The following is a 23582-nucleotide window of genomic DNA, read 5'->3' as shown; positions in this document are numbered from 1 at the left end:
ATGCCCCATTGGGTGCGGAGCATGGCCGGGCCGTTCAACGCCGTCTTCGGCCGTTTCACCTTCACGCGCTATCTTCTGGCTAGCATCTGCGCGCTGTCGGCCGATTTCGCTCTGTTCATGCTGTTCCACCGGCTGGGCGTGCCGCCTGCCATTGCTGCGTTCGGCGGCTATTCGGGCGGACTGGTCCTGCACTGGATGATCAGCACGCAATTCGTGTTCGACATGCAGCAGCCGGCGACGCATGGACAGCGGATCGCCTTCATCCTCAGCGCCCTGATCGGCATGGCGATCACCATGGGGCTGGTGGGCGGGCTGAGCAGCCTGGGGCTTCCGCCCGCCATGGCCAAGCTGGCGGCCGTGCCGGTGAGCTTCCTGTCCGTCTATGCGATCCGGAAATATGGCATCTTCGCCCGCGCCTGACAGCGGCCCCCTTCCCAAGACAGCCTCTATCGCCGGTTGGCAGATCGGCGTGGCGGTCCTGCTGCTCTGGGCCCTGTGCTGCGCGGTCATGCTCTGGCTGTTCCGCAACGGGCTGACCACGCTCGAATTCCGCGATCCCGATGACGCCATGCGGCTGCAACAGGTCCGCGACTGGCTGCATGGCCAGGATTTCTGGGACGTCAGCCAGCACCGGGTAAACCCGCCGGCGGGCGGACCGATGCACTGGTCGCGCATCGTCGACATGCCGATCGCCGCGCTGATCCTGATGCTCCAACCGCTGCTTGGGCCTGCAAGGGCCGAAGTCGCCGCCTGTGCGCTGGTGCCGCTGCTGCTGCTGGGCGGGCTGACGGGCACGGTCTTCCTGGCGGCGCGGCGCGCTGCCGGCGGCGTCTTCGTCCCGATGCTGGCGGTTGCGCTGCTGCTGACCACGCCGACCATCCTGGTCCAGTTCACCCCGTTCCGGATCGACCATCACGGGTGGCAGATCTGGATGGCGGCCATGGCCCTGTGCGGCGCACTGGATGCCCGTCGCCTGAGGGGCGGCTTCACGGCCGGCCTTGCGCTGGCGGTGTGGCTTCAGATCTCCAGCGAGGCGCTGCCCTATGCCGCGCTGTTCGCCGGCGCCTTCGCCCTGCGGACCTGGTTCGACCGGCGGGATGCGGCGCGGATCGCCGCCTATGCCGCCACGCTGGGCGGCGGCGCGCTCCTCCTCCTGCTGCTGCTGCGCGGCCCCGGTGCGGCGCTGGTCCGATATTGCGACAGCCTTTCGGCAGCCTATATCTGGCCGCTCGTGGCTTTTGCGCTGGCGATGCCGCTTGCCCTGCGCCTGATCGACACGACCAGCGTCCGGCGACGCTTCATGGCGACGGCGGCGGCAGGAGTTACGGCGGCCGGCGTGTTCCTGCTGAGCGGCGGAGCCTGCCTTTCCGGCGATCCCTTCAAGGCGCTCGGTCCGGTGGCTTATCGCCTATGGTATCTCCAGGTGAAGGAGGGCCGCCCGGTCTGGGAACAGGGTCTTCTGATGGCGGGGATCATCCTGCTGCCGGCGGCCATGGGGCTGGTCAGCACGATCGTCGCGGCCTGGCGCGCCACGAAAAGGGAGGCGCGGGACCGCTGGATCGTCATTGCCCTGCTGCTGACCGGAGCGCTGGCGGTCGCGATCCTCGTCCTGCGCGCCATGTCGGTGGCGCATGTCCTGGCGCTGCCCGGCACGGCCTGGCTGCTGCTGGCGATCTTTCAGCATATCCAGAGCTGGAGCAGGGCCGTGGCGCGCATCCTGGTGACGGCGAGCGTCGCCATATTGCTCACCCCGGCGGGCCTTTGCGGCGCCTGGATATTGATCACGAGCGGCGCGGCGGAAAAGGAGCAGCCCGAAACCGTCAATTGCCGGACGGCCGCGCTGCTGGCTCCCTTGCGGGCGCTGCCCCGCTCGACCCTGTTCGCGCCGCTCGATCTGGGGCCCGACATCCTCGTGCGAACCGGGCACAGCGTGATCGGCACGGCCCATCACCGCAATGCCGCCGGCATCACCGCGGTCATCGACGGTTTCACGGAAGCGCCCGAAAAGGCCTTTGCGACCATCATGCGCCTGAATGGCGGCAGGGGCGCGGATTATCTGCTGATCTGCAACGAGATGAACGAGATCAAACATTATCGCGCCGACTTCCCGAAGGGCCTGGCCGCGGCGTTGAAGCGCAACCGGCCCCCGCGCTGGCTGCAGCCGGTTCCCACCAAGGGGCCGCTCCGCATCTACAAGGTGATCGCTCAGCCGGCGACGAAGGCCAGCGCAACGCCGTTCATGCAATAGCGCTTGCCGGTGGGCTTCGGCCCGTCATCGAACACATGGCCCAGATGGCCGCCGCAGCGGGCGCAATGCACCTCCGCTCGCGGATAGCCCAGTTCGAAATCGCGCGAGGTGCCGACGGCGCGGGGCATCGGCGCCCAGAAGCTGGGCCAGCCCGTGCCGCTATCGAACTTGGTCTTCGAGCTGAAAAGCCGTTGCCCGCAACCGGCGCAGGCGAAAATACCGGTGCGATGTTCCTTGTTGAGGGGACTGGTGAAGGGATATTCGGTCGATCGCTTGCGCAGCACCTGATAGGCGGGCGGGCTCAGGCGCTTGCGCCATTCGGCATCGCTGAGCGTGAAGGGATAGGCGGCGGCCCTGCCCAGCCCGGCCTGCCAGAGGACGATCGTCGTCGCGGCACAGCCGCCCATGCCCAGAAAGCGCCGCCGGTTCATGGACCCCGCCATAGCAGGGTCAGCCTGTCGCGCTTCTGAACAGCTGCTTCCACCAGCCGCCGCCCGATTTCAGCACATGGCGGCGGAACAGCAGCACGCCGATGCGGATGATGAGGCCGACCCAGAGCATCTGCCAGGCTATGGCCAGGAGATGGGGCCAGAGCGTGTCCACCTGCGCCGCGCGGGCGATCATGGCGAAGGGGGAGGAGAAGGGCAGGATAACCGCCGCGACCTCCGGCGGCGATCCCATCTTGTCGACGGCATAGGTGGCGAAGAAGAAGATCAGCATCTGCCCCATGGTCACGGGCATGTTGAGCGTCTGCACCTCCCGCACGGTCGCCGCCTGCGCGCCGATGCCCAGGAAGAGGGAACCGAGCAGCGTATAGGCCATGGCGAAATAGATGACGGCCAGCATCAGGAAGAGGGGCCAGCCGATGGCGGGCTCCGGCAGGCTGACGCCAGGGGTCTTCAGCGCCAGGAACACGCAGAAGGCGGTCCCGCCCCAGAAGAGGATGCCGACGAAGCTCATCGCCAGCATCGCCATCAGCTTGCCCAGGAAGATCGCGTCGACCGGCACGGCGGCGGCGAGGATCTCTATGATCTTGTTGGTCTTTTCCTCGACCAGATTGGACAGGATCATGCCCGCGAGCAGGATGGTGAGGAAGAAGACGACGATCTGCGCGATCCGGCCGATCACCAGCCTGCCCTGGGTCTGCGCGCCGACGCTGGTGGCGACCTGCTGCGCCTCCACCTGGACCATGTGCAGCGACTTTTCGGCCACGGCGGCGCTGGCGAGCAGGCTGATGTCCCCTTCCAGCCGCCGGATGTCCTGCGGCTGGCCGGTCATCACCGGCCGGGCGGGCGATCCCGACACGATCACCATGACGTCCGCATTCGCCCCGGCCAACTGAACGCGCGGCGCAGGAGACAGCGGCACGCGGCGCAGCGCCGGCAGCGCTTGCGGCCCCATGCGCTCCGCCAGCCGGGCATGGGCGCGCTCCATCCGCGCCGCATCGGCGGGGGACATGGCGACGCCGACGACCGGGCGCAGGTCGGTGGTCGAAATCTTGTCGCCCAGCCCGCCGAACGCCATGCCGATGACGATCGGGAACAGCGGCCCCAGCAGGAAGAAGATGAAGGTGCGCGACAGCACCACGGCGGTGAAATCCCGCCGGGCGATGACGAAGGCGGCGCGCATCAATTCGGTCATGCCGCTTCCTCCCTCTGTTGGTCGTCCTCCATCTGCCGGGCGGCCGCCTCGCCCGCAATGGCGACGAAGGCGTCGTGCAGGCCGGGTCGTTCGATCGACAGACTTTCTATCCCGGCATTGCCGTCGAGCAGGGCGCGCAGCAGCGGTTCTATGCCCTCCTGCGGCAGGGCGAAATGCCAGGTTCCATCCTGCGCCATGGTTTCGGCGGGCAGGGCGCGGCGCCAGCCGCCATCGCTGGCGCGGGTGCGCAAGCGCACCTGCGGGCGCAGCCGGTTGCGGGCGTCGTCCACCGTGCCCTCGAAACGGACGCGGCCGCCCGCGACGATGGCGACCCGCTCGCACAGCCGTTCGGCATGGGCGATGACATGAGTGGAGAACAGCACCGTGACGCCGCGCCGGGCCTGATCCCGGATCAGCGCCTCCAGCTTGCCCTGGTTGAAGGCGTCGAGGCCGGAAAAGGGTTCGTCCAGCACGATCAGGCGCGGTTCGTGAACGATGGTGCCGAAAAGCTGCACGGTCTGGGCCATGCCCTTCGACAATTGGCGGATCGGCTTTTCGGCGGAGGCGCCCATGCCATAGTCCGCCAGCATGGCGCGGGCGCGTTCCCGCCCGATCCTGAGCGGCAGGCCACGCAGCGCGCCCATGAAGGCGATGGCTTCGAACGCCTTCATCGAAGGATAGAGGCCGCGTTCCTCCGGCAGATAGCCGACATTGCGCGCCTGGCGCAGCGGCGCGGGATCGCCCAGCAGGCTGCGATGCCCCTCATCGGGATCGATGATGCCGAGCAGCGTGCGCAGCATCGTCGTCTTGCCCGCGCCATTGGGGCCCAGAATGCCGTAGATCGACCCGGCGGGCACCGCGATGTCGATGCCGTCCACCGCCCGGAAATCACCGAATGTCTTGACAAGACCACGCCCTTCGACGGCATAGGTCGGTTGAGGAGCCCCGATCATCGGCCTCTGATAGTCGCATCGCATGCCAACGCAAAACGAAACCTTGGAACAGCGGCTTAAGGCCGAAGCGTTGCGGCTGGGCTTCGCGGCCTGCGCCATTGCGCCCGCCAATGCGGCGCCGCGTTCGGCCGAAAGGCTGCGGCAATGGCTGGACGCCGGGCATCATGGCGAGATGCTGTGGATGGAGGAGCGCGCCGGGCAGCGCGGATCGCCGCAAGGGCTCTGGCCGGACGTGCGCAGCGTCGTCATGCTGGGGATGAGCTATGCGCCGGGGCGCGATCCGCTGGCGCTGGCGGATGTGCCGGACCGGGGGCGGATTTCGGTCTATGCGCAGGGGCGCGACTATCATGACGTGGTCAAGAAGGGGTTGAAGGCCCTCGCCCGCTGGCTGGTTGAGCAGCATTCCGGCGCGCTCAAGGTCTTTGTCGATACCGCCCCGGTCATGGAAAAGCCGCTGGCCGAGGCCGCGGGCCTGGGCTGGCAGGGGAAGCACAGCAATCTCGTCAGCCGTGCGCATGGAAGCTGGCTGTTCCTGGGGGCGATCTACAGCGAGATCGCGCTGGCGCCCGATGCGCCGGAGAAGGACCATTGCGGCAGTTGCACCGCCTGTCAGGCGGCCTGCCCCACCGACGCCTTTCCCGCGCCCTATATGGTCGATGCGCGCCGGTGCATTTCCTACCTGACCATCGAGCATAAAGGGCCGATACCGGAGGAGTTTCGAGCCGGGATCGGCAATCGCATCTATGGCTGCGACGATTGTCTGGCCGTCTGTCCCTGGAACAAGTTCGCGGACGCGGCGGCGGCGAACCGCGCCTTTGTCGGGCGGGCGGAGCTGGCGGCCCCGGAACTGGGCGACCTGCTGGCGCTGGACGATGCGGGCTTTCGCGAGATTTTCTCAGGCTCCCCCATCAAGCGGATCGGACGGAACCGGATGGTGCGCAATGCCGCCATCGCGGCGGGGAACAGCGGCGACAGGGGGTTGGCGGACCGGTTGCGGGCGCTGGTGGCGGACGACGATCCGGTGGTGGCGGAGGCGGCTCGCTGGGCGCTGGAACGGCTGGCCTAGCGCTTGTCCTGTTCAGGCGCATGAACGGGGCTCCCGCCTTCCGCGGGAGCGCCTCGCTCTTCCATCAAAAAGATCATTTCGCCTGCAAGGCGGCAGAGCAACTTGCGGGGTCGACGTCCGTGCCCGTGGGCGTACGCGCATCGACATGGGTGACGAGCGGCTCCTTCCCCTGCGGCGGGAGGTAGAGATAGGCGTCCAGCACGCAGCGGCCATTGGCGAATTGCAGCTTGCGCATGGTGCTTTCGCGAATGTCGAGCCGGGGTTGGCCGAACAGGTGCATGAGCTGCTTCGCGTCCGATCCGATCAGCGGACCGGGGCGGGTGAAGGCGCTGGCCGGGGGACCGGCGGGCGGACGGGCGATCTGGGTCGCGGGCGGCGGCACGACACCTCCGCAAGCCGCGAGGGTCAAGAGCGAAGCCAGGACGAGCGCCGGATGAGGACGGGTCATGGCATGTTCCTTCGGGCACCGTGCAGCATGTGGACCGCCATAGCCGCGCTCCAGATCGGTGCAAGCAGGTTGAGCAGCGGCACGAGGAAGATCAGCGCCGAAGCGAGGCCCATGAGCCACCGGCTGCCGCGCGGGATCGGCGGCAGGTCGGGATGGCGGGGCTCGACCATGTCGGCCATGTCCCGGCCAAGCAGGGCGGCGTTCAGGATCAGGAACAGGCCCAGCGTGCCGATGCCGGTCACCAGCAGCAGCAGATAGGCCGGCAGGGCAAGCAGGTTCCAGCCGACGGTCCGCAGGATGGAGCGCAGCGCGAAACGAAGGCTGCGGCCCCAGCCGACCGGCCGGGCGCGGGCGGCCGCCGCGGGGTAGCTGTCCCGTTCTACGGCAATGACGATGTCGTCGGCAAACAGGCTCATGATCGCCATGGCGGTGGCGCGGAACAGCAGCCAGCCGGCGGCGATCACGCCGATGGCGGTCGCGGTCGCCTCCGCCACCCCGCCCCAGCCCGCGCCCGGCATCCAGCCATAATGCAGGCGGGCGGCGTGGATGCCGGTCCACAAGGCGGCGGCGAGGACCGCGAAGGCGAGCAGGGTCAGGAGCAGCGTCCTGAACAGCAGCCGGAGGGCGGCACCGTGGAAGATGGAAGGGAATGCGCGAAGGACGGCGGCAAGGACCATGACACAGCTATTCCCGCCCTGGCGCGCAGCGTCAATCAGCGCCGTTGCGCAGCGCGCGCCGGATCGGTAGAGACAGCGGGATTTTTCCCCTTATTCACGAAGGATTTTGCGTGACCGCTGCTGCCCCCACGCTTGATGTTGTCGCCATCGGCAATGCCATTGTCGACGTGCTCGCCCGGAGCGACGACGCTTTCCTGGCCGAACATGCGCTGACCAAGGGCGGCATGCAGCTGATCGACGCGGAAACGGCGGAAAGCCTTTATGCCGACATGGGCGCGGGCAAGGAGATCAGCGGCGGATCGGCGGCGAACACGCTGGCGGGGCTGGCCGCGCTGGGCAAGAAATGCGGCTTCATCGGGCAGGTCAATGACGACCAGTTGGGCGCCGTCTTCGCCCATGACGTGCGCGCGCTAGGCATACGCTACGATACGCCGGCGATGCAGGGCGACGTGCCGACGGCCCGCTGCCTGATCCTGGTGACGCCCGATGCGCAGCGGACGATGAACACCTTCCTGGGGGCGTCGCAGTTCCTGCCCGAAACGGCGCTGGACCTGGACCTTATCCGTTCCGCGTCCATCCTCTATCTCGAAGGCTATCTCTGGGATCCGGAGCAGCCGCGCGCGGCGATGCGCGCCGCCATCGACGCGGCGCGGGGCGCGGGGCGGAAGGTCGCCTTCACCCTGTCGGACAATTTCGTGATCGACCGCCATCGCGCCGACTTCATCGACCTGATCGACCAGGGGCTGATCGACATCCTCTTCTCCAATGAAGGCGAAATCCAGTCGCTGGCCGGGGTGCATGATTTCGACGCCGCCGTGGCCGCCATCGCCGCGAAAGTGCCGGTGCTGGTCTCGACCCGCAGCGAAAAGGGCGCGATCGCCATGGTCGACGGCGTGCGGTACGAAGCGCATGCGGCGCCGGTGGCCGAAGTGATCGACACGACCGGTGCGGGCGACCTGTTCGCGGCGGGTTTCCTGGCGGGCCATCTGGAGGGACTGGAGGTCGAGAAGTGCCTGAAGCTGGGGGCGGCGGCGGCGGCCGAAGTAATCTCCCACTGGGGCGCGCGGCCGGAGGACGACCTGAAGGCGATCCGGGCGAAGACGCTGGGGTAAGATGAGAGGCCGGGCGAAAGTCCGGCCTTTTCCTTTGCGTCAGGCCGCCTTCTGCTTCCGGAACAGCGCGCGGTCGTCGGGGCCGAATCCCCAGCGCCAGATGACGAAGCCGTAGACGCCGAGGATGGTGAAGACGCCGAAGACAAGCTCCACCCACTCGAAATGAGGTGGCAATGCGACGAAAGCCGCGCCAACGATGCAGGCGACGCCGGAAGCGCTGAGCAACGGCCAGCGCCAGGCGTTGACCCTGGCGCCCAGCAGGTTCGACAGCAGGCGCGCCTTGACCAGCGCACTGACGCCCAGCGCTATGCTGAGCGCCAGCGCCGGCGCGGCGGCGATGGCCATGTCGTGCAGGCCCAGGCGCCGCGCCACGAAGATCAGAGCGAAGCTGAGCGCCGCCTGAAGCCCGATCATCAGCAGCGAGATCATCAGATTGCGGTGCCGCGCGATATAGACCAGCGCCGATTCGCTGACCACGGCGGTCGCCGCCACGACTTCGGCCAGCAGCAGGAAGGCGAGCGCGCCCGTTCCGCCGACGAAATGGGGGCCGACCAGCCCCATCACTGCTTCGCCCGGAATGCCGAGCGCAAGCGCGATGCCCGCCTGCGCCGCGATGATCCAGAAGCCGACCTGGCTCACCTGCCGCGCTATGGCGGTGAGATTGCCCTCCGAAAGATTGCGGGTGATGACGGGGCCCAGGATCGGGTCGAAGCTGGTCTTCAGTTTCTGGGGCAGGGAGGCGACCTGCTGCGCCACATAATAGATGCCGACCACGGCGGGGCTGACGAACAGGCCGAGGATCGCCATGTCCAGCCGGCGCGACCCCCATTCCACGCCGTCCGCCGCCGCCAGCGGCAGATTGCGGCGCGCCAGCCGCCACAGCCGTCCGAAATCCGGGCGCCAGCCATAGGGAATGCCGTAATGGCGGGTCATCGGAATGATCGAGGCGACCAGCGCGGCGATCATCGAGACCACATAGGAGAGGATCAGCCCGTCGCGGGTAGAATAATAAGCGAAGCCGAAGGCGCCGATGCTGATCGCCCAGGGTTCGATGATGGACCGGGCCCGCACCGTGGCGCCGATGTCGAAGCGATAGGCGCAGGCGGCCAGCGCCACGTCGGACCCGGCGACCGCGATCACGATCAGGGCGAGCAGGCGGTCGAGGCCGTTGATGCCGCTGTTCGGGAACATGGCCTGGGGGAAGGCGACCAGGAGCGCGCTGCCGATCAGGGAGGCGATCAGCGTCACCACCATGGCGTCGGTCACGACATGGCTGTGCGGCCGCTCGGTCTGGGCGAGCGCGCCCGCAAGGCCGCGTTTCAGGCCGAGCGTCGCGAGCTGGGCGACGAACTCCACCACCAGCACCGCATAGGCGAAGCGGCCCAGCGCGTCGGCGCCATACCAGCGGCCGGCGATGAACAGGAACGGCAGGCGCGCCGCGAGGCGGAGCAGGAAACCGAACACATTGGTCCGTCCACCCTTGGCGAGCGCCGCAATATCGTCCTGCTGCGCGGGAGAGGCCCCTTCAGCCGCCAAAGAATTATGATCCCCCTGTGACATCAATGCTGTCGCGTCATTTTGTGGAGCCGGACTGTAGCAACAAATGATGATAGGGCGATGAATTTATTCGGCGCGCAGCGGACGGGCGAGCAGCGCATCCATCACCTGGGCGAGCGGCGCGGCATCTTCGAGCAGGGCGCAGACCGCCTCGACCACGGGCATTTCGACATGGGCGGCGCGGGCGGCTTCCCGCAGCACGGGCGCGGTAAAGGCCCCTTCCGCGATGGTCCGGCGGTTGGCCAGCAGGTCGCTGGCAGCCCGCCCCTCCCCCAGCCCCTTGCCGAGCGAGAAGTTGCGGCTGTTGGTCGAGGAACAGGTAAGGACGAGATCGCCCAGTCCGGAAAGTCCAGCCAGCGTTTCGGCGCGGGCGCCCCTGGCCAGACCGAAGCGGGTCATTTCGGCAAAGCCCCGGCTGATCAGCGAGGCGCGGGCATTGAGGCCCAGGCCCGCGCCCTCCGCGACGCCGCAGGCGATGGCGAGGACGTTCTTCACCGCCCCGCCAATCTCCGCGCCGACGACATCGTCGGACAGATAGGGGCGGAAGGCAGGGCGCGCGATGCGGCCCGCGATCTTCGCGGCAAGAGCGGCGTCGGCGCAGGCGAGGGTGATCGCGGTGGGCAGGCCCCTGGCGACCTCATGCGCGAAGGTCGGCCCCGAAAGGACGGCGATGGGCGAGGTCGGCTGCGCTTCCATCGCCACCTCGGACATCAGCAGGCTGGTGCCCGCCTCGATCCCCTTGGAACAGAGGACGAGCGGCGTGCCCGCCGGCGCCTGCGCCACGACGGTGCGCAGATGCTGGGCAGGGCTGACGATCAGCAGCAGATCGCGGTCGGCCATGGCGGCCATGTCGCCTGTCGCCTCGATCGAGGCGCTGAGCGGGATATGGGGCAGGTAGAGCGGGTTCTGGCGGTCGCCGTTGACCGCGGCCACGACTTCGGGTTCCAGCGCCCAGAGGCGGACATGCCGGCCGTCCGCCGCCAGCGTCTGGGCCAGCGCGGTGCCCCAGGCGCCTGCTCCGATGACGCCTGCCTTCAGGGAGGGAGCCTTCATGCTTTCACTCCTGCGCCGCGCGCCTTTTCCGCACCGGGGTCCAGCGGCCAGCGCGGGCGCGCCGGGACGGTGAGGTCGTCGATCAGGCCCGCCGCATAGCGTTCCGCCCCGGCCCATGCGATCATCGCCGCATTGTCCGTGCAGAGCCAGAGCGGCGGCGCGACAAAGGGCAGATCGTGCTTTGCGGCGAGCGCTTCCAACGCGGCGCGGATCGACTGGTTGGCGGCGACGCCCCCCGCGACGACGAGGGCGGTGATGTCCTGAAGGCCCGCCAACTGCCGCTCGGTGCGGTCGATCAGGCAGTCGATGACGGCCTGCTGGAAGCTGGCGGCGATGTCCTCGGTCGAATATCGGCCGGACTGGGCGGCGCGCATGACCGCACTCTTGAGGCCGGCGAAGGAGAAATGCGGCTCGGCGGTGCCGACCAGCGGGCGTGGCAGGGGAACGGCCCTCGAATTGCCATCGGCGGCGGCCTTCTCCACCGCCGGTCCACCGGGATAGCCCAGTCCGAGCAGCTTGGCGGTCTTGTCGAAGGCCTCTCCGCTGGCGTCATCGATGGTGGTGGCCAGGCGGGCATAGTCGCCCGGCCCCCGCACATGCAGCAACTGGCAATGGCCGCCCGACACCAGCAGCAGCAGATAGGGGAATTGCAGCGTCGGATCGGCCAGGCGCGGCGAAAGGGCATGGCCTTCCAAATGGTTGACCGCGATCAGGGGCTTGTTCGCGGCATGGGCGAGCGCCTTGCCGGTGACGAGGCCGACCATCACGCCGCCGATCAGGCCGGGGCCGGCGGTGGCGGCGATCACGTCCACATCGCCAAGCGTAAGGTCGGCGTCCTTCAGAGCCGCCTCTATCAAGGGCGAAAGCGCCTCGACATGGGCGCGGGCGGCGATTTCCGGGACGACGCCGCCATAGGGGCGATGCGCCTCCTCCTGCGTGGCGAGGCGGTGGGCCAGGATCCTGCCCTCCGCCGTCACCAGCGCCGCCGCGGTTTCGTCGCAGCTTGATTCCAGGCCGAGGATGATCGTCATTGCCGCTTCCATCTAATGCCCGCGATCATTAGAGCAAGCGGGATCATGCAAAAGCCTTCCCGTCCGCCCCACACGCCCCTTCGCCTTGGCACGCGTGGCTCCCCGCTCGCGCTGGCGCAGGCCCATATGACGGTGGCGGCGCTGCGGGCGCGCCACGGCTGGGACGAGGGCGCGGTCAAGATCGTCGTGGTGCAGACCAGCGGCGACCGCATTCAGGACCGGCCGCTCGCGGAAATCGGCGGCAAGGCGCTTTGGACCAAGGAGCTGGACCGCGCGCTGGCCAGCGGCGAGATCGATTTCGCCGTCCATTCGATGAAGGATGTGGAGACGATCCGGCCCGCCGAAATCCGCGTCGCCGCCATGCTGCCCCGCGCCGATGTGCGCGACCGCCTTGTGGGCGCGGACAGTTTCGCGGCGCTCCCCGAAAGGCCGCTGGTGGGCACCAGCTCGCCGCGCCGGGCGGCGCAGGTCAAGCGGCTTCGGCCCGACGCGGAGGTCATCCTGTTCCGCGGCAATGTCGCGACGCGGCTCGCCAAGCTGGAAAGGGGGGAGGCGCATGCGACCCTGCTGGCGGCGGCCGGGCTCGACCGGCTGGGCCAGGACGATGTGGGCGTCACCATCCCCGTCGAGGTCATGCTGCCCGCGCCGTCCCAGGGCGCCGTGGGCATCGAGACGCTGAGCGACAATGAAGCGGCGCTCGATCTGCTGGCGTCGATCAGCGACGCCGACACCTTCGATTGCGTGATGGCGGAGCGCGCGGTGCTGGCCGGGCTCGGCGGCACCTGCCATTCGCCCATTGCGGCGCTGGCCCGGCTGGAGGATGGGCGGGTCCATCTGCGGGCCGAGATCATCAGCCCCGACGGGCAGGAGACGGTCAGCGATGCGCTGCGGATCGGGCGGGACGATGCCGCCGCCGCGGAAAGGATGGGACGCGCTTTGCTGGACAGGGCCAGCCCGACGCTGCGGGCTTTGTTCGAGGCGTGAGGCCCCTCGTCATCCTGCGGCCTGAACCGGGGGCGGGCAAGACCGCGGCACGGGCGGCGGAACTGGGGCTGAAAACGCGGGTCTTTCCGCTGTTCGCGCCCCGGGCGCTGCAATGGGAGGCCCCTGCCCCGGAAAGATTCGACGCCCTGTTGCTGACCAGTGCCAGTGCGGCCCGGCTGGCGGGGGAAGGGCTGGCCCGCTATCGGAAGTTGCCCGTCTATGCGGTCGGACAGGCGACGGCGAAGGCGCTGGAGGAAGCCGGATTCGCAGATGTCGTCGCCGGGGATGGCGAAGGCACCGCCATTGCGCGGCGGATCGCGGCGGACGGGCATGACGATGTGCTGCATCTGGCGGGGCGGACGGTGGCGCCGATCGACGCGGGCGCGCTGCGGATCGAGCGGGTCGTCGTCTATGAAATGCTGCGGACCGGCGATGAGGGATGGGCGGAGCGGCTGGAGGCCGGCAGCGTCCTTCTGGTCCATTCCCCGCGTGCCGGCGAATTGCTGGCGCGCCATGTGGGTCCGGGGCTGCGCAGATCACTCCACCTGATCGCCATCAGCCCTGCGGCGCTGGTCGCCTGCGGCACCGGATGGGCCAGCGCTCAGGCGCCCGATAAGCCCGATGATGAGAGGATGCTGGCCCTTGCCGTCCGATTATGCGAATGATTCGCCTCATATGGAAGAAAAGCCCTTGATGAGCGACACGGATGGCCCGTCCGGCGGCGTAGCGGCGCCGCCCCCGGCGCGACGCGGATCCTGGCTGCTGGTGCTGCTGGTCTTGCTCGCCTTTGCGGTCGGGGTCGTGCTGACCGTCCTCGCCCTGCCGCGCATCCAGCGGTGGAATGCACCGCAACGGCCGTCGGTGCTGAGCGATCCGTTGCTGAATGCCGCCGCGCCGGGCGTGCCGATGCGGCCGCTGTCCGCCGATGCCGGGCAGATGCTGGACGCGCGCGTCGTGCAACTGGAGGAACGGCTCAACCGCATCACGGTGGAGGCGCAGGCGGCGTCGGGCAATGCGGCGCGCGCAGAGGGCCTGCTGGTCGCCTTCGCGGCGCGGCGGGCGCTCGATAGCGGGACGCCGCTCGGCTATATCGAAGGCCAGTTGCGCCTTCGTTTCGGACAGGCGCAGCCGCGCGCGGTGGCGACCATCATCAACGCCGCGCGGGAACCGGTGACGCTGGCCGACCTGCGCGCCGGGCTGACGGCCCTGGCCGACCGGGTCACCGTCCCGCCCGCCGACGCGAGCTGGTGGGAAGCGCTGGAACATGAGGCGCGGGAGATCATCACCATTCACCGGGCGTCCACCCCCTCTCCCCGGCCGCAGGCAGCGCTGGACCGGGCGCTGCGCTATCTGGACGGATCGCAGGTCGGCGCGGCTCTGGCCGAGGTGGAGCAGATGCCGGGGCGCGCGGCGGCCGACCGATGGATGCAATATGCGCGGCGCTACATGGAAGCGCGGCGGGCGCTGGACCTGATCGAAACGGCCGCGATATTGGAGCCGCGCCAGTTGCGGGCGGCCGACGGCGCGCCGGTGGCGCAGACCTCTCCATTGGCGCCCTGATCCTTCCATAAGCCACTGTCACAAACGGCGAACCGTTCATGCCCGTGGACAAATCTCCATGGACTCGGGAGCCTGTGTCATGAGAATGTCATTTTTCCTGTTGGAAGAAGGTAAAGACATTTTCGTGCCGCCCTATGCCGACGCCATTGCCAGTTTCTGGAAGAGCCGCCTGGCCAGCGGACCTCGCGCGGCCGAGCGGCCGTCGCTCCAGCATCTGTTGGGCAATGCATCGGTGCCTTTCGATCTGGCGCGGACACGGGCGCAGGTCGCCCAACTGGCGCGGGCCATCCATGGCGATGGGCGGCAAGTCCTGCTGATCCCGGGCCTGCTCGCAAGCGAGCAGCGTATGGAGCCTTTACGCGCCGTGCTGAACGCGGCGGGTTATGAGGCGCATGGCTGGGGCATGGGCCGCAATTTCGGACCCAAGCCGGACAGTCTGGAACAGATCGACCGCCGGGTGGACGCCATAAGGCGTGAGACCGGAGCGCCCGTCACTCTGGTGGGCTGGAGCCTGGGCGGGCTGTTCGCGCGGGAATATGCCAAATTCGCCACGCATAAGGTCGGCGGCGTCGTGACGATGGGTACGCCCTTTTCCGGCGATCCCCGCGCCAATCATGCGTGGCGGCTCTACCAGCTCGTTTCCGGATTTCCGGTCGACCGGCCGCCCTTCACCTGCCGGCGTGAGGAAAAACCGCCGGTGCCGACCGTGGCGCTCTGGTCGCGTCGGGATGGCGTGATACTGCCCCAATGCGCCAAGGGGCGCGTCGGCGAGCGGGATCGGGCAATCGAGGTCGACTGCACCCACATGGGCTTCGCAGCCGCGCCGGAAGGGATTTTGGCCGTGGGCCGGGCGCTGGCGCTTATGCAGCGGTAGGGCTTTCGGAGCCCCGGGATAGTGGCCCGGGTGGAGAGCGGACAGGCCTGCTTTCTCCCACCGGGCTTCACTTCTTCCTTGGAACTGTGGCGCAAAAACAGGCATAAAGGGCTTCGACAAGCTTGGCCCGAACGGTCTTCTGGTCCGCTCCTCGCCAAATCTCCCGATCAGACCGACAGACGCGCCAAGGCTTCTTCCCGCCCGATCAGCGGCAAGAGCTGGCCCATGTCCGGTCCATGGTCCAGTCCGGTCAGTGCCCGGCGCAGCGGCAGGAACAGCGCCTTGCCCTTGCGGCCGGTTTCCGTCTTCAGCGCTTCGGTCAGGGTTCGCCAGATGGCGGCATCGAAGCTCGCCTCCGCCAGCCGGGCATGCGCCAGGGCCAGGAAGTCGCGATCTTCGTCCGCCGGGAGTGGCGCGTCGATCGGGCCAGTGACGATCCGCCACCAGTCAGCCGCCCCCGCCACGGTTTCCAGATTGGGGCGGATGGCGTCCCAGGCCGCTTCGTCCATGCCCTGGGGCAAACGATCCGCAACAGCCGCATAGGGCAGCAGGTGGACGATCTTCTGGTTGAGGCTCGCCAGTTCCCCTTCATCGAAGCGTGCTGGCGCACGGCCGAAATGGGCGAAGTCGAAGCTGTCGATCAGCGGTTGCAGGTCCGTAAAGGGTTCCACCGGCATGGAACTGCCCAACCGCGCCAGCAGGGAGGCGATGGCCATCGGTTCAAGACCGCTCTCGCGAAAATGTGCGACGCCAAGCGACCCCAGCCGCTTGGAAAGCTTGCCTTCGCTCCCGGTCAGCAGCGCTTCATGGGCGAAGGCGGGCAGTGTCGCGCCCAGCGCCGCGAACATCTGGATCTGCGTCGCGGTGTTGGACACATGGTCTTCCCCGCGCAGAACATGGGTGACGCCCATGGCGATGTCGTCGATCACCGACGGCAGCATATAGAGCCAGCTTCCATCGGCGCGGCGGATCACCGGATCGGACAATAGTTTCGGGTCGAAGCGCTGGTCGCCGCGGATCAGGTCGGTCCAGCCGATGGGCAGGTCATAATTTAGTCTGAAGCGCCAGTGCGGCCGACGCCCTTCGGCTTCATAGGCCGCAATCTGGTCCGCGCTCAGGGCCAGCGCCGCCCGGTCATAGACCGGCGGCAGGCCACGACCCAGCAGCACCTTGCGGCGCAGGTCCAGTTCCTGCGCGGTTTCATAGGCCGGATAAACATGGCCCGACGCCTTGAGCGCTTCGAACTTTTCCTCATAGAGGGCGAAGCGGCCGGACTGCTTCTCCTCCCCGTCCCAATGCAGGCCGAGCCAGTTCAGGTCCGCCTTGATGCCGTCGGCATATTCGGGGCGCGAGCGTTCGAGATCGGTGTCGTCGAGGCGCAGCAGGAACTGGCCGCCATATTTGCGCGCGAACAGCCAGTTGTGCAGCGCGGCGCGGATATTGCCGACATGGAGGTTGCCGGTGGGCGACGGAGCGAAGCGGGTGATGACTGTCATGCGGTTTACAGCGTGCGGAAGGCGTTGGTGATCGGGTAGCGGCGGTCGCGGCCGAAATTGCGGATGCCAAGCTTGACGCCCGGGGGCGACTGCCGGCGCTTATATTCCGCGACATAGAGCAGCCGTTCGATACGGGCGACCGTGTCGCGTTCGAATCCGCGGGCGACCAGTTGCTCGACCGACAGTTCCTCCTCCACCAAACCGTAGAGGATGGGGTCCAGCACCTCATAGGGGGGCAGGCTATCCTCGTCCTTCTGGTTGTCGCGCAATTCGGCGCTGGGCGGCTTGGTGATGACGCGCTCGGGCATGACGGGGCCATGGGGGCCGAACCCCTCGCCCAGCGACGGGACATTCTCGTTGCGCCAGCGGCAAAGGTCGAACACCGTCGTCTTATAGGCGTCCTTCAGCACCGAATAGCCGCCCGCCATGTCGCCATAGATGGTGGCATAGCCGACCGACATCTCGCTCTTGTTGCCGGTGGTGAGCAGCATATGACCGAATTTGTTGGACAGGCCCATCAGCGTCACGCCCCGGATGCGGGACTGGATATTCTCCTCCGTCAGGTCGCGCTGGCGGCCGGCGAAGACGTCGGCCAGCATCGCATCGAAAGCCTCCACCGCGGGTTCGATGGGGATGCTGTCGTAGCGGACGCCCAGCAGGCGGGCGCATTCGATGGCATCGTCCAGGCTTTCCCGGCTGGTGAAGCGCGATGGCATCATCACGCACCACACCCGGTCGGCGCCCAGCGCGTCCACCGCGACGGCAGCGGAAAGGGCCGAGTCGATGCCGCCCGACAGGCCAAGCACGACTCCGGGAAAGCGGTTCCCGTTCACATAGTCGCGCAGGCCCAGGACCATGGCGTTGTAGATGTCGGCGGGGCGATCATCGAGCGCGTGACGCTCGCCGGGAAGGCAGACCCACTGGCCTTCCCATTTTTCCCAGTGCGTCAGGACCAGCGCCTCTTCCCAGTCGGGAAGCTGGTGCGCCAGGCTGAGGTCGCCGTTCATGACGAAGGAGGCGCCGTCGAACACCAGTTCGTCCTGCCCGCCAACGCGGTTCAGATAGACGAGCGGCAGGGCGGTTTCACGAACCCGGGTCCCCGCGACGGCGTTGATGCGGCGGTCGTCCTTGTCGACCTCGAACGGGGAGCCGTTGGGGCTGATCAGGATTTCCGCGCCTTCCGCCCGCAAATGGGCGGTGACGAAGGGAAACCAGATGTCCTCGCAGATCGGGACGCCGATGCGAACGCCCCGGAAGTCGATGGGCGCGGGCAGCGGACCGGGGGCGAACAGGCGCTTTTCGTCGAAGGTGCCGTAATTGGGCAGTTCCCGCTTCTGCCGGATGGCGGTGACCGCGCCATTCTCCAGCAGGGCGACGACGTTGAACAGGACGCCTTGCGACGCCACGACCGTGCCCACCAGCATGGCGGGGCCGCCGTCGGCGGTCGCCTGCGCCAGCCGGTCCAGCTCATGATTGGCCCGGTCCACCAGCGCGGGCTTCAGCACCAGATCCTCGGGCGGATAGCCGATCAGTTGCAGTTCGGGATAGACGATGAGGTCCGCCTCCATCGCCCGCGCACGCCATTCCAGCATCGCGTCGGCATTGGCGGACAAGTCGCCCACCGACTGCGTCATCTGGGCCAGGGCTATCACGAGTTTGTCGGTCATGGTCCGCGCCCCTAGAGCATTTTGCAGCAGCGCGCAAAAGCGCCTTTTCAGGAGGGGCCTCCGCCGCTAAAGGGGCCGCGTTCCGACAGCGTCACCAATTTGTCACGCCATTTAGTTCTAGGGGTTTGGCCATGAAGCTCATGACCGGCAATTCCAACAAGCCGCTCGCGGCCGCCATCGCCGACTATATCGAGATTCCCCTGACCGACGCGAGCGTCCGCCGCTTCGCCGACGAAGAGGTTTTCGTGGAAATTCACGAGAATGTCCGCGGCGAGGACGTGTTCGTGATCCAGTCGACCAGCTATCCGACGAACGACAATCTGATGGAGCTGCTGATCATGATCGATGCGCTGAAGCGCGCGTCGGCCAAGCGAATCACGGCGGTGGTCCCCTATTTCGGCTATGCCCGGCAGGATCGAAAGCCCGGCCCCCGCACGCCGATCTCGGCCAAGCTGGTCGCCAATCTCATCACCACCGCAGGCGCCAACCGCGTGCTGTCGGTGGACCTGCACGCCGGGCAGATCCAGGGCTTCTTCGACATTCCGACCGACAATCTGTTCGGCGCGCCGGTCATGTCGGCCGACATCCAGGCGCGCTTCGGCGACCGCAACCTGATGGTCGTGTCGCCGGACGTGGGCGGCGTGGTGCGCGCCCGCGCCCTTGCCAAGCGGCTGGACAACGCCCCCCTCGCCATCGTCGACAAGCGGCGCGAGCGCGCGGGCGAATCGGAGGTCATGAACATCATCGGCGACGTGAAGGGCCGCTTCTGCGTGCTGATCGACGACATCGTCGATTCGGCGGGCACGCTCTGCAACGCCGCCGCCGCGCTCAAGGCGGCGGGGGCTGAGGAGGTGGCCGCCTATGTCAGCCATGGCGTGCTGTCGGGCGGCGCGGTGGCGCGGGTCGAGGCGTCGGAACTCAAGGAACTGGTCATCACCGACTCGATCCAGGGTACGGATGCGGTCTGCGGCGCGAAGAGCATCCGCCATCTTCCGATCGCTCCCCTGTTGGGCGAGGCGATCAAGCGCATCGCGGACGAAAGCTCCGTTTCCAGCCTGTTCGACTGAGATCGCCGCGAGGAAGCCGAAAAAAGGCTGCCGATGATCCCATCGGCAGCCTTTTTCATGTCCGTTGGGCAAAGTCGTGCGGCGCGACTTTGCTCAGTTGCGCGGAAACAACAGCAGCGGCAGGCTGCACACCAGCGCCATCGCCAGGAAGATGCGCTGGCTGAGTGAAATGCCGAGCGGCTTGTCGCGCCACAACCAGGGGCAGGTCAGCAGGGCCAGCATGAACAGGATGTTGGCCAATGCGGGCGAGCCGTCGACCGGCAGATCCTGCCACAGCGCCAGCCCTCCGAACAGGGCCATGAAACTTACAATCCAGCCGACCAGCGCCACCAGCAACTCCTTCGAGACATGTCGAAGGATAGGACGGCGCGAACCGGCGGAAGTTTAGGCGGAATGCGCCCAGGGGTCGTAAGTGCCGAAGCTCCAGACATTGCCTTCTGGATCGAGCGCTTCATAGCCGCGACCGGGATAGCCGTCATTGTCGTGCGGCTCGCTGACCACGACGGCGCCTTCATTCCGTGCGTGAAGGCAGTGGGCGTCGGCGTCGGGCACGACCACATAGATGCAGGTGGTGACGCCGCCCAGTTCCCTGGGCGTGCTCCAGCTATAGAGCGATTCCGTCGCTCCGTCGCGGACGCTGCCCAGCATGACCATGCCCTCCCCCAGCACCAGCTGGGCATGATGGACGATGTGCGGGTCGTCCGCATCTTCGTAGCTGGCCTGCACTTCGAAACCAAAAGCCCGGCAGAGAAACCGGATGGCGGCGGGCGCATCGGCATAGCGCAGGCCGGGGATGACGGAAGAACCGGGCATCACATCCCTCCTTCAGGGAATCGGAGAGACCCAGCCTATCCTTTAACTTCGCCCGTCGCGACAGTCCTTTGCATTTTCCCGGCGGTCGACCGTTCCGCCAGGCGGGAAAATGCTCTAGGCCCATGGCATGACGACCCGCGACGATCTGGCCCTTGCCAACCGCCTTGCCGACGCCGCCCGCGCGGCGATCCGCCCCTTTTTCCGCGCGCGCTACGACATGGAATTCAAATCCGACAAGTCCCCCGTGACGGAGGCGGACAGGGCTGCGGAAGCAGCGATCCGCGCGATCCTGGAGAAGGAACGGCCGCAGGACGGCATCATCGGGGAGGAATATGGCGCGAGCCGCGAGGATGCGGAACGGGTATGGATCCTCGATCCCATCGACGGTACGCGCAGCTTCATCGCCGGGCGGCCGATCTTCGGCACGCTGATCGCGCTGACCCAGGCGGGTTGGCCGACCGTCGGGATCATCGACCAGCCCATTGCGGAGGAACGCTGGGCGGGAATGATGGGGCAGCCGACGACCTTCAACGGCAAGCCGGTGACCACCCGCGCCTGCCGCGCCCTGGACGAGGCGATCCTGGCCTCCACCGCGCCGCAGCTTTTCCCGGGCTGCAGCGGCGAGCATTTCTCACGCCTTGCGGGGCAATGCCGCGACACGGTCTGGGGCGGGGACTGCTATAATTATGGGCTGGTCGCGTCGGGTCATGTCGACATCGTGGTCGAGGCGGGTCTCAAGCTGCACGATCTGGCGGCACTGGTGCCGGTGGTGGAGGGCGCGGGCGGGCGGATGTGCGACTGGACCGGCGAACCGCTCACGCATGACAGCGACGGTCAGGTGATAGCGCTGGGCGACGCCGCGCGGCTGGATGACGTGCTGGAGGCATTGGCCGAGGGGCATGAGGGTGATTAGGGCGCTAATTATTTCAGCAGGGTGTATCACTCGTCCAGCTCAGACGGCGATCTGTTAGCTGGGAAATTAGCCTGTCGCCGCTCAGCACCCCGCGATTGGTGCAGGGCGCCAGTGCATCAGAAGATGCCCAGGAATTTCTTCTTCTGGCTCTTATTTTCGCGGGCATTGCCCTTGCCGGCTTCATCCTTGGCCGTGGTGCCGCGGCCGACATCGTCGCGGGGCTTGCCGCCCTTGGTGCGCTGGGCGGCGGCCGTCGCGCCGGCAAGGACCGGACCGCAGGCGACGCTCTTGGCATCCCCGACATCGACGAAGGCAAGTACCGAGGCAAGCGGCGTGGCGGCTATGCCGAGCGCCGCAGCCGCGCCGCCGCGCGCGACCAGTTCGGGGCTGATCACGTCGATGCCCGGCCTGGCGAAATATCCCGTGATGCCGACAGGCGACTGACCCGAGAACAGGCTGAACTTCTTGCCGTCGGCGCGGAAGGCGAGGTCCAGGCTTTCGTTGCGGAAGGAGAAGCCGCCCCGGCCCAGCATCACATTCTTGCGCGTGTCGATGATGATCGGATCGGCGGCGGCCACGCCGTTGCGCACGGTGAAGGCGATCAGGCCGCAATTGATCTCCACCGGGTCCTTCAGCTTCTTCTGGAACATCTTGGTGATGAAGGTGCCGATGTCGAGTTCCGCCAGTTGGACGTTGCGCGCCCACATGGAGCCCGCCGGCAGGATCACGGCGATGCGACCGTTGGACGTGCTGAGCGAATCGTGCAGCGTGTTGCCGAGGCCGGTCATCTGGACGCGCGCCTTGATCGTGCCGGTGGTGCCGGATTCCTCCACGCCCCAGCGGGAAAGCAGCTTGCCCATGGGCGTGGGCGACAGTCGTATGTCGTAGCTCGTGCGAACGGGTTCTGTCCGGGCATTGATGCTGATGTCGGAACTGACATGACCGCCCGACATGTCGAATGTCAGCGGCGACAGCCTGAGCAGGCTGCGGTCGTGCGAGAGCGTCAGGCCGATATTGGACACCGGCAGATTGTCGGCGCGGACCCGGCGGACGTCATAGCGGACGCGCGCATCGAAATTGCGCAGCGCCTCCACCCGCAGCGGCGCGTCGGGCAGGACGCGCGGCGTGCCGCCCACCGTCTGGATCGCGCCCGCCTTGCCCTGCCTCTCCAGCCGCTGGGGGTCATAGCCGATGAAGGGGCCGACATCGACGATGTCGAGGCTTTGGGTGGCGAGGTCGGCCTTCAGCAGCAGGCGATCGTCGGGCAGGGACACGGTCATGCGCCCCGCCAGATCGCTGTCGCCGAAACGGCCCTTGAGATGGGTGAACCGCCACTCCTCGCCAGCCTTGGTCAGCGCGGAGGTGAAGCGATAGGCGCGCGTTTCGGGAATGGCGACGCCCAGGAAATCGAACAGCCGCGCAAGATTGGGGCCATGGGTGAGCAGGCGCAGGTCCGCCCCCTCGATCTCCGTCGCGCCGGGAAGCGTGCCGCTGACCTCCAGCACGGTCGCGCCAGCCTCGGCCCGGAGGGCAAGCCTGTTCCGGCCGCCCGTCACCGTCTGGTTGGGCGAGAGCAGGCCGCCGCGCAGCCTGAAGGGGCGGCCCCGCATCGTGCCCGTGCCGGAAAAGCGCACGTCGCTGGCAAAGCGGGTGTCCTGCGCCCTCACCGTCTCGAATCCGATGTCGGCGTCAAGCTGCATGCGGGGGTCGCGATAGCGCAGCGTCGTACCGGCCAGGAGGGCGCGGCGGATCAACGGCAGGTTGAGCGGCTCGCCCTTCCTGCCGGGATCGCCGTAGGTCCATGTGTTGCTCCTGCCGTCGCGCGACCATTCCAGATCGGCGGCAGCATTGCGCAGTTCGAGCCAGCGGACCTTGTACTTGTCCCCGAAGAGAAGGCTGAGGGGCGCGATCCGGCTATCGATCAGGTCGGCGCGGAAAAAGGCGGGCCGGCTGGCCCAGGGCGTATTGGCGACGGCGATATGCTCGGCGCGGAACTTGATCGTGATGGGGTCGAAATAGAGCTGGAAGTCGCCGCCGACGCGCACGGGGCGTTCAAGGCGGTTGCCGAGCATCCGTTCGAAGGGATGCTTGAGGAAGCGGCCCTTGGTGATGAAGAGCATGAGCCAGAGCGCGAAGAGAATGCCGACGATCCAGAGCAGGATGCGCACCGGCAGGGGGAGCCTTCGCCAGCCCCCTCTGGCGCGCTGGACATAATGGCCCGTGCCGCGGGGGCGCAGCATTTCGCTTGTCGGCCTATCCGGCCGATCGGGGCTTGCCGGCATGTCCGGCCGGAGGGGATCGGCGTCGGCCATGGCGGTTCAACGCCGATCCGCCTTTTTGGGTCCGAATCGCTTGCGTTCGGGGATGCTTCCGACTATGGGCCGCCCTTCGCGATATTTGGAAGGACCGCCCGGCTAACTAG

23 protein-coding genes are annotated in these 23582 nt (G+C 67.5%); 10 read left to right on the top strand and 13 right to left on the bottom strand.

Features of this window, described 5'->3' with window-relative positions:
* Both A8G00_RS20985 and A8G00_RS20980 read left to right on the top strand, forming a co-directional pair.
* Entirely contained in the window at nucleotides 1-420 is a 420-nt protein-coding gene (locus tag A8G00_RS20985; RefSeq protein ID WP_061940754.1) for a GtrA family protein, read from the top strand.
* Nucleotides 398-2248 (top strand): hypothetical protein, encoded by a 1851-nt coding sequence (locus tag A8G00_RS20980; protein ID WP_103001584.1) that lies wholly within the window; start codon nucleotides 398-400, stop codon nucleotides 2246-2248. Before A8G00_RS20985 ends, A8G00_RS20980 begins: the two co-directional genes overlap by 23 nt.
* Here the strand turns inward: A8G00_RS20980 and msrB are convergent.
* The 3 genes from msrB to A8G00_RS20965 are packed head-to-tail and all read right to left on the bottom strand — an operon-like array spanning nucleotide 2206 to nucleotide 4842.
* Nucleotides 2206-2679, bottom strand: coding sequence for a peptide-methionine (R)-S-oxide reductase MsrB (gene msrB / locus A8G00_RS20975; RefSeq protein WP_103001613.1), 474 nt, complete (start codon nucleotides 2677-2679; stop codon nucleotides 2206-2208). The two genes, A8G00_RS20980 and msrB, sit on opposite strands and share 43 nt — an antisense overlap.
* 19 nt (nucleotides 2680-2698) lie before the next feature.
* Complete coding sequence (locus A8G00_RS20970) at nucleotides 2699-3889, bottom strand: ABC transporter permease (RefSeq protein WP_044661196.1); 1191 nt, start codon at nucleotides 3887-3889, stop codon at nucleotides 2699-2701.
* The gene (locus A8G00_RS20965; protein WP_044661195.1) at nucleotides 3886-4842 is read right to left on the bottom strand and encodes an ABC transporter ATP-binding protein; all 957 of its coding nucleotides are present in this window, start codon (nucleotides 4840-4842) and stop codon (nucleotides 3886-3888) included. Before A8G00_RS20965 ends, A8G00_RS20970 begins: the two co-directional genes overlap by 4 nt.
* Nucleotides 4843-4885: 43 nt before the next feature.
* On the opposite strand from A8G00_RS20965, the gene queG reads away from it, so the two are divergent.
* The gene (gene queG, locus A8G00_RS20960) at nucleotides 4886-5908 is read left to right on the top strand and encodes a tRNA epoxyqueuosine(34) reductase QueG (protein ID WP_103001612.1); all 1023 of its coding nucleotides are present in this window, start codon (nucleotides 4886-4888) and stop codon (nucleotides 5906-5908) included.
* Between the two features lie 73 nt (nucleotides 5909-5981).
* Here queG and A8G00_RS20955 read toward each other — a convergent pair whose 3' ends face one another.
* Together A8G00_RS20955 and A8G00_RS20950 are read right to left on the bottom strand one after the other, a co-directional pair.
* Complete coding sequence (locus A8G00_RS20955) at nucleotides 5982-6356, bottom strand: hypothetical protein (protein ID WP_025548253.1); 375 nt, start codon at nucleotides 6354-6356, stop codon at nucleotides 5982-5984.
* Nucleotides 6353-7033: an EI24 domain-containing protein gene (locus tag A8G00_RS20950; protein WP_103001583.1), complete on the bottom strand. Its 681-nt coding sequence runs from the start codon at nucleotides 7031-7033 to the stop codon at nucleotides 6353-6355. The genes A8G00_RS20955 and A8G00_RS20950 overlap by 4 nt, the downstream gene beginning before the upstream one ends.
* Before the next feature lie 110 nt (nucleotides 7034-7143).
* Between A8G00_RS20950 and A8G00_RS20945 the strand changes: the two genes are divergently transcribed.
* Nucleotides 7144-8145 (top strand): adenosine kinase, encoded by a 1002-nt coding sequence (locus tag A8G00_RS20945; protein WP_044661192.1) that lies wholly within the window; start codon nucleotides 7144-7146, stop codon nucleotides 8143-8145.
* Between the two features lie 39 nt (nucleotides 8146-8184).
* On the opposite strand, the gene A8G00_RS20940 is transcribed toward A8G00_RS20945, so the two are convergent.
* From A8G00_RS20940 to tsaD, 3 genes are all read right to left on the bottom strand, one after another.
* The gene (locus A8G00_RS20940) at nucleotides 8185-9681 is read right to left on the bottom strand and encodes a lipopolysaccharide biosynthesis protein (protein ID WP_103001611.1); all 1497 of its coding nucleotides are present in this window, start codon (nucleotides 9679-9681) and stop codon (nucleotides 8185-8187) included.
* An 87-nt stretch (nucleotides 9682-9768) separates the two neighbouring features.
* On the bottom strand, nucleotides 9769-10755 hold the full coding sequence (locus A8G00_RS20935) for an NAD(P)H-dependent glycerol-3-phosphate dehydrogenase (protein WP_048576379.1): 987 nt from the start codon (nucleotides 10753-10755) through the stop codon (nucleotides 9769-9771).
* Nucleotides 10752-11786 carry a tRNA (adenosine(37)-N6)-threonylcarbamoyltransferase complex transferase subunit TsaD gene (gene tsaD / locus A8G00_RS20930; RefSeq protein ID WP_103001610.1) on the bottom strand — a complete coding sequence of 345 codons (1035 nt, stop codon included), beginning with the start codon at nucleotides 11784-11786 and terminating at the stop codon, nucleotides 10752-10754. The genes A8G00_RS20935 and tsaD overlap by 4 nt, the downstream gene beginning before the upstream one ends.
* A 45-nt stretch (nucleotides 11787-11831) precedes the next feature.
* On the opposite strand from tsaD, the gene hemC reads away from it, so the two are divergent.
* The 4 genes from hemC to A8G00_RS20910 all read left to right on the top strand — a co-directional run bounded on the left by hemC (nucleotide 11832) and on the right by A8G00_RS20910 (nucleotide 15204).
* Nucleotides 11832-12770: a hydroxymethylbilane synthase gene (gene hemC, locus A8G00_RS20925; RefSeq protein ID WP_103001582.1), complete on the top strand. Its 939-nt coding sequence runs from the start codon at nucleotides 11832-11834 to the stop codon at nucleotides 12768-12770.
* Nucleotides 12767-13435, top strand: coding sequence for a uroporphyrinogen-III synthase (locus A8G00_RS20920; RefSeq protein WP_103001581.1), 669 nt, complete (start codon nucleotides 12767-12769; stop codon nucleotides 13433-13435). The genes hemC and A8G00_RS20920 overlap by 4 nt, the downstream gene beginning before the upstream one ends.
* A 10-nt stretch (nucleotides 13436-13445) precedes the next feature.
* Complete coding sequence (locus A8G00_RS20915; protein WP_025548244.1) at nucleotides 13446-14330, top strand: hypothetical protein; 885 nt, start codon at nucleotides 13446-13448, stop codon at nucleotides 14328-14330.
* A 124-nt stretch (nucleotides 14331-14454) separates the two neighbouring features.
* The gene (locus A8G00_RS20910; protein WP_103001609.1) at nucleotides 14455-15204 is read left to right on the top strand and encodes a triacylglycerol lipase; all 750 of its coding nucleotides are present in this window, start codon (nucleotides 14455-14457) and stop codon (nucleotides 15202-15204) included.
* Between the two features lie 167 nt (nucleotides 15205-15371).
* Here A8G00_RS20910 and gltX read toward each other — a convergent pair whose 3' ends face one another.
* Complete coding sequence (gene gltX, locus A8G00_RS20905) at nucleotides 15372-16700, bottom strand: glutamate--tRNA ligase (protein ID WP_103001580.1); 1329 nt, start codon at nucleotides 16698-16700, stop codon at nucleotides 15372-15374.
* Nucleotides 16701-16705: 5 nt separating this feature from the next.
* Nucleotides 16706-18367, bottom strand: a complete 1662-nt coding sequence (locus A8G00_RS20900; protein WP_103001579.1) for an NAD+ synthase — start codon at nucleotides 18365-18367, stop codon at nucleotides 16706-16708.
* 131 nt (nucleotides 18368-18498) lie between these two features.
* Between A8G00_RS20900 and A8G00_RS20895 the strand changes: the two genes are divergently transcribed.
* Nucleotides 18499-19434: a ribose-phosphate pyrophosphokinase gene (locus A8G00_RS20895; protein ID WP_025548240.1), complete on the top strand. Its 936-nt coding sequence runs from the start codon at nucleotides 18499-18501 to the stop codon at nucleotides 19432-19434.
* Between the two features lie 93 nt (nucleotides 19435-19527).
* Here the strand turns inward: A8G00_RS20895 and A8G00_RS20890 are convergent, their stop codons facing one another.
* The gene (locus A8G00_RS20890; protein WP_048576373.1) at nucleotides 19528-19764 is read right to left on the bottom strand and encodes a hypothetical protein; all 237 of its coding nucleotides are present in this window, start codon (nucleotides 19762-19764) and stop codon (nucleotides 19528-19530) included.
* Nucleotides 19765-19818: 54 nt separating this feature from the next.
* Nucleotides 19819-20247 (bottom strand): VOC family protein, encoded by a 429-nt coding sequence (locus tag A8G00_RS20885; protein ID WP_103001578.1) that lies wholly within the window; start codon nucleotides 20245-20247, stop codon nucleotides 19819-19821.
* A 127-nt stretch (nucleotides 20248-20374) separates the two neighbouring features.
* Here A8G00_RS20885 and hisN point away from each other — a divergent pair, with 127 nt between their 5' ends.
* On the top strand, nucleotides 20375-21160 hold the full coding sequence (gene hisN / locus A8G00_RS20880) for a histidinol-phosphatase (protein WP_103001577.1): 786 nt from the start codon (nucleotides 20375-20377) through the stop codon (nucleotides 21158-21160).
* 116 nt (nucleotides 21161-21276) lie between these two features.
* Here hisN and A8G00_RS20875 read toward each other — a convergent pair whose 3' ends face one another.
* The gene (locus A8G00_RS20875) at nucleotides 21277-23472 is read right to left on the bottom strand and encodes an AsmA family protein (protein WP_103001576.1); all 2196 of its coding nucleotides are present in this window, start codon (nucleotides 23470-23472) and stop codon (nucleotides 21277-21279) included.
* Between the last annotated feature and the right edge of the window lie 110 nt (nucleotides 23473-23582).

This window comes from Sphingobium sp. SA916 (genome assembly GCF_002894065.1).
Taxonomy (GTDB): Bacteria; Pseudomonadota; Alphaproteobacteria; order Sphingomonadales; family Sphingomonadaceae; genus Sphingobium; species Sphingobium fuliginis.
Note: the sequence above shows the minus strand (reverse complement) of the source record. Positions and strands in the feature narration are given on the sequence as shown.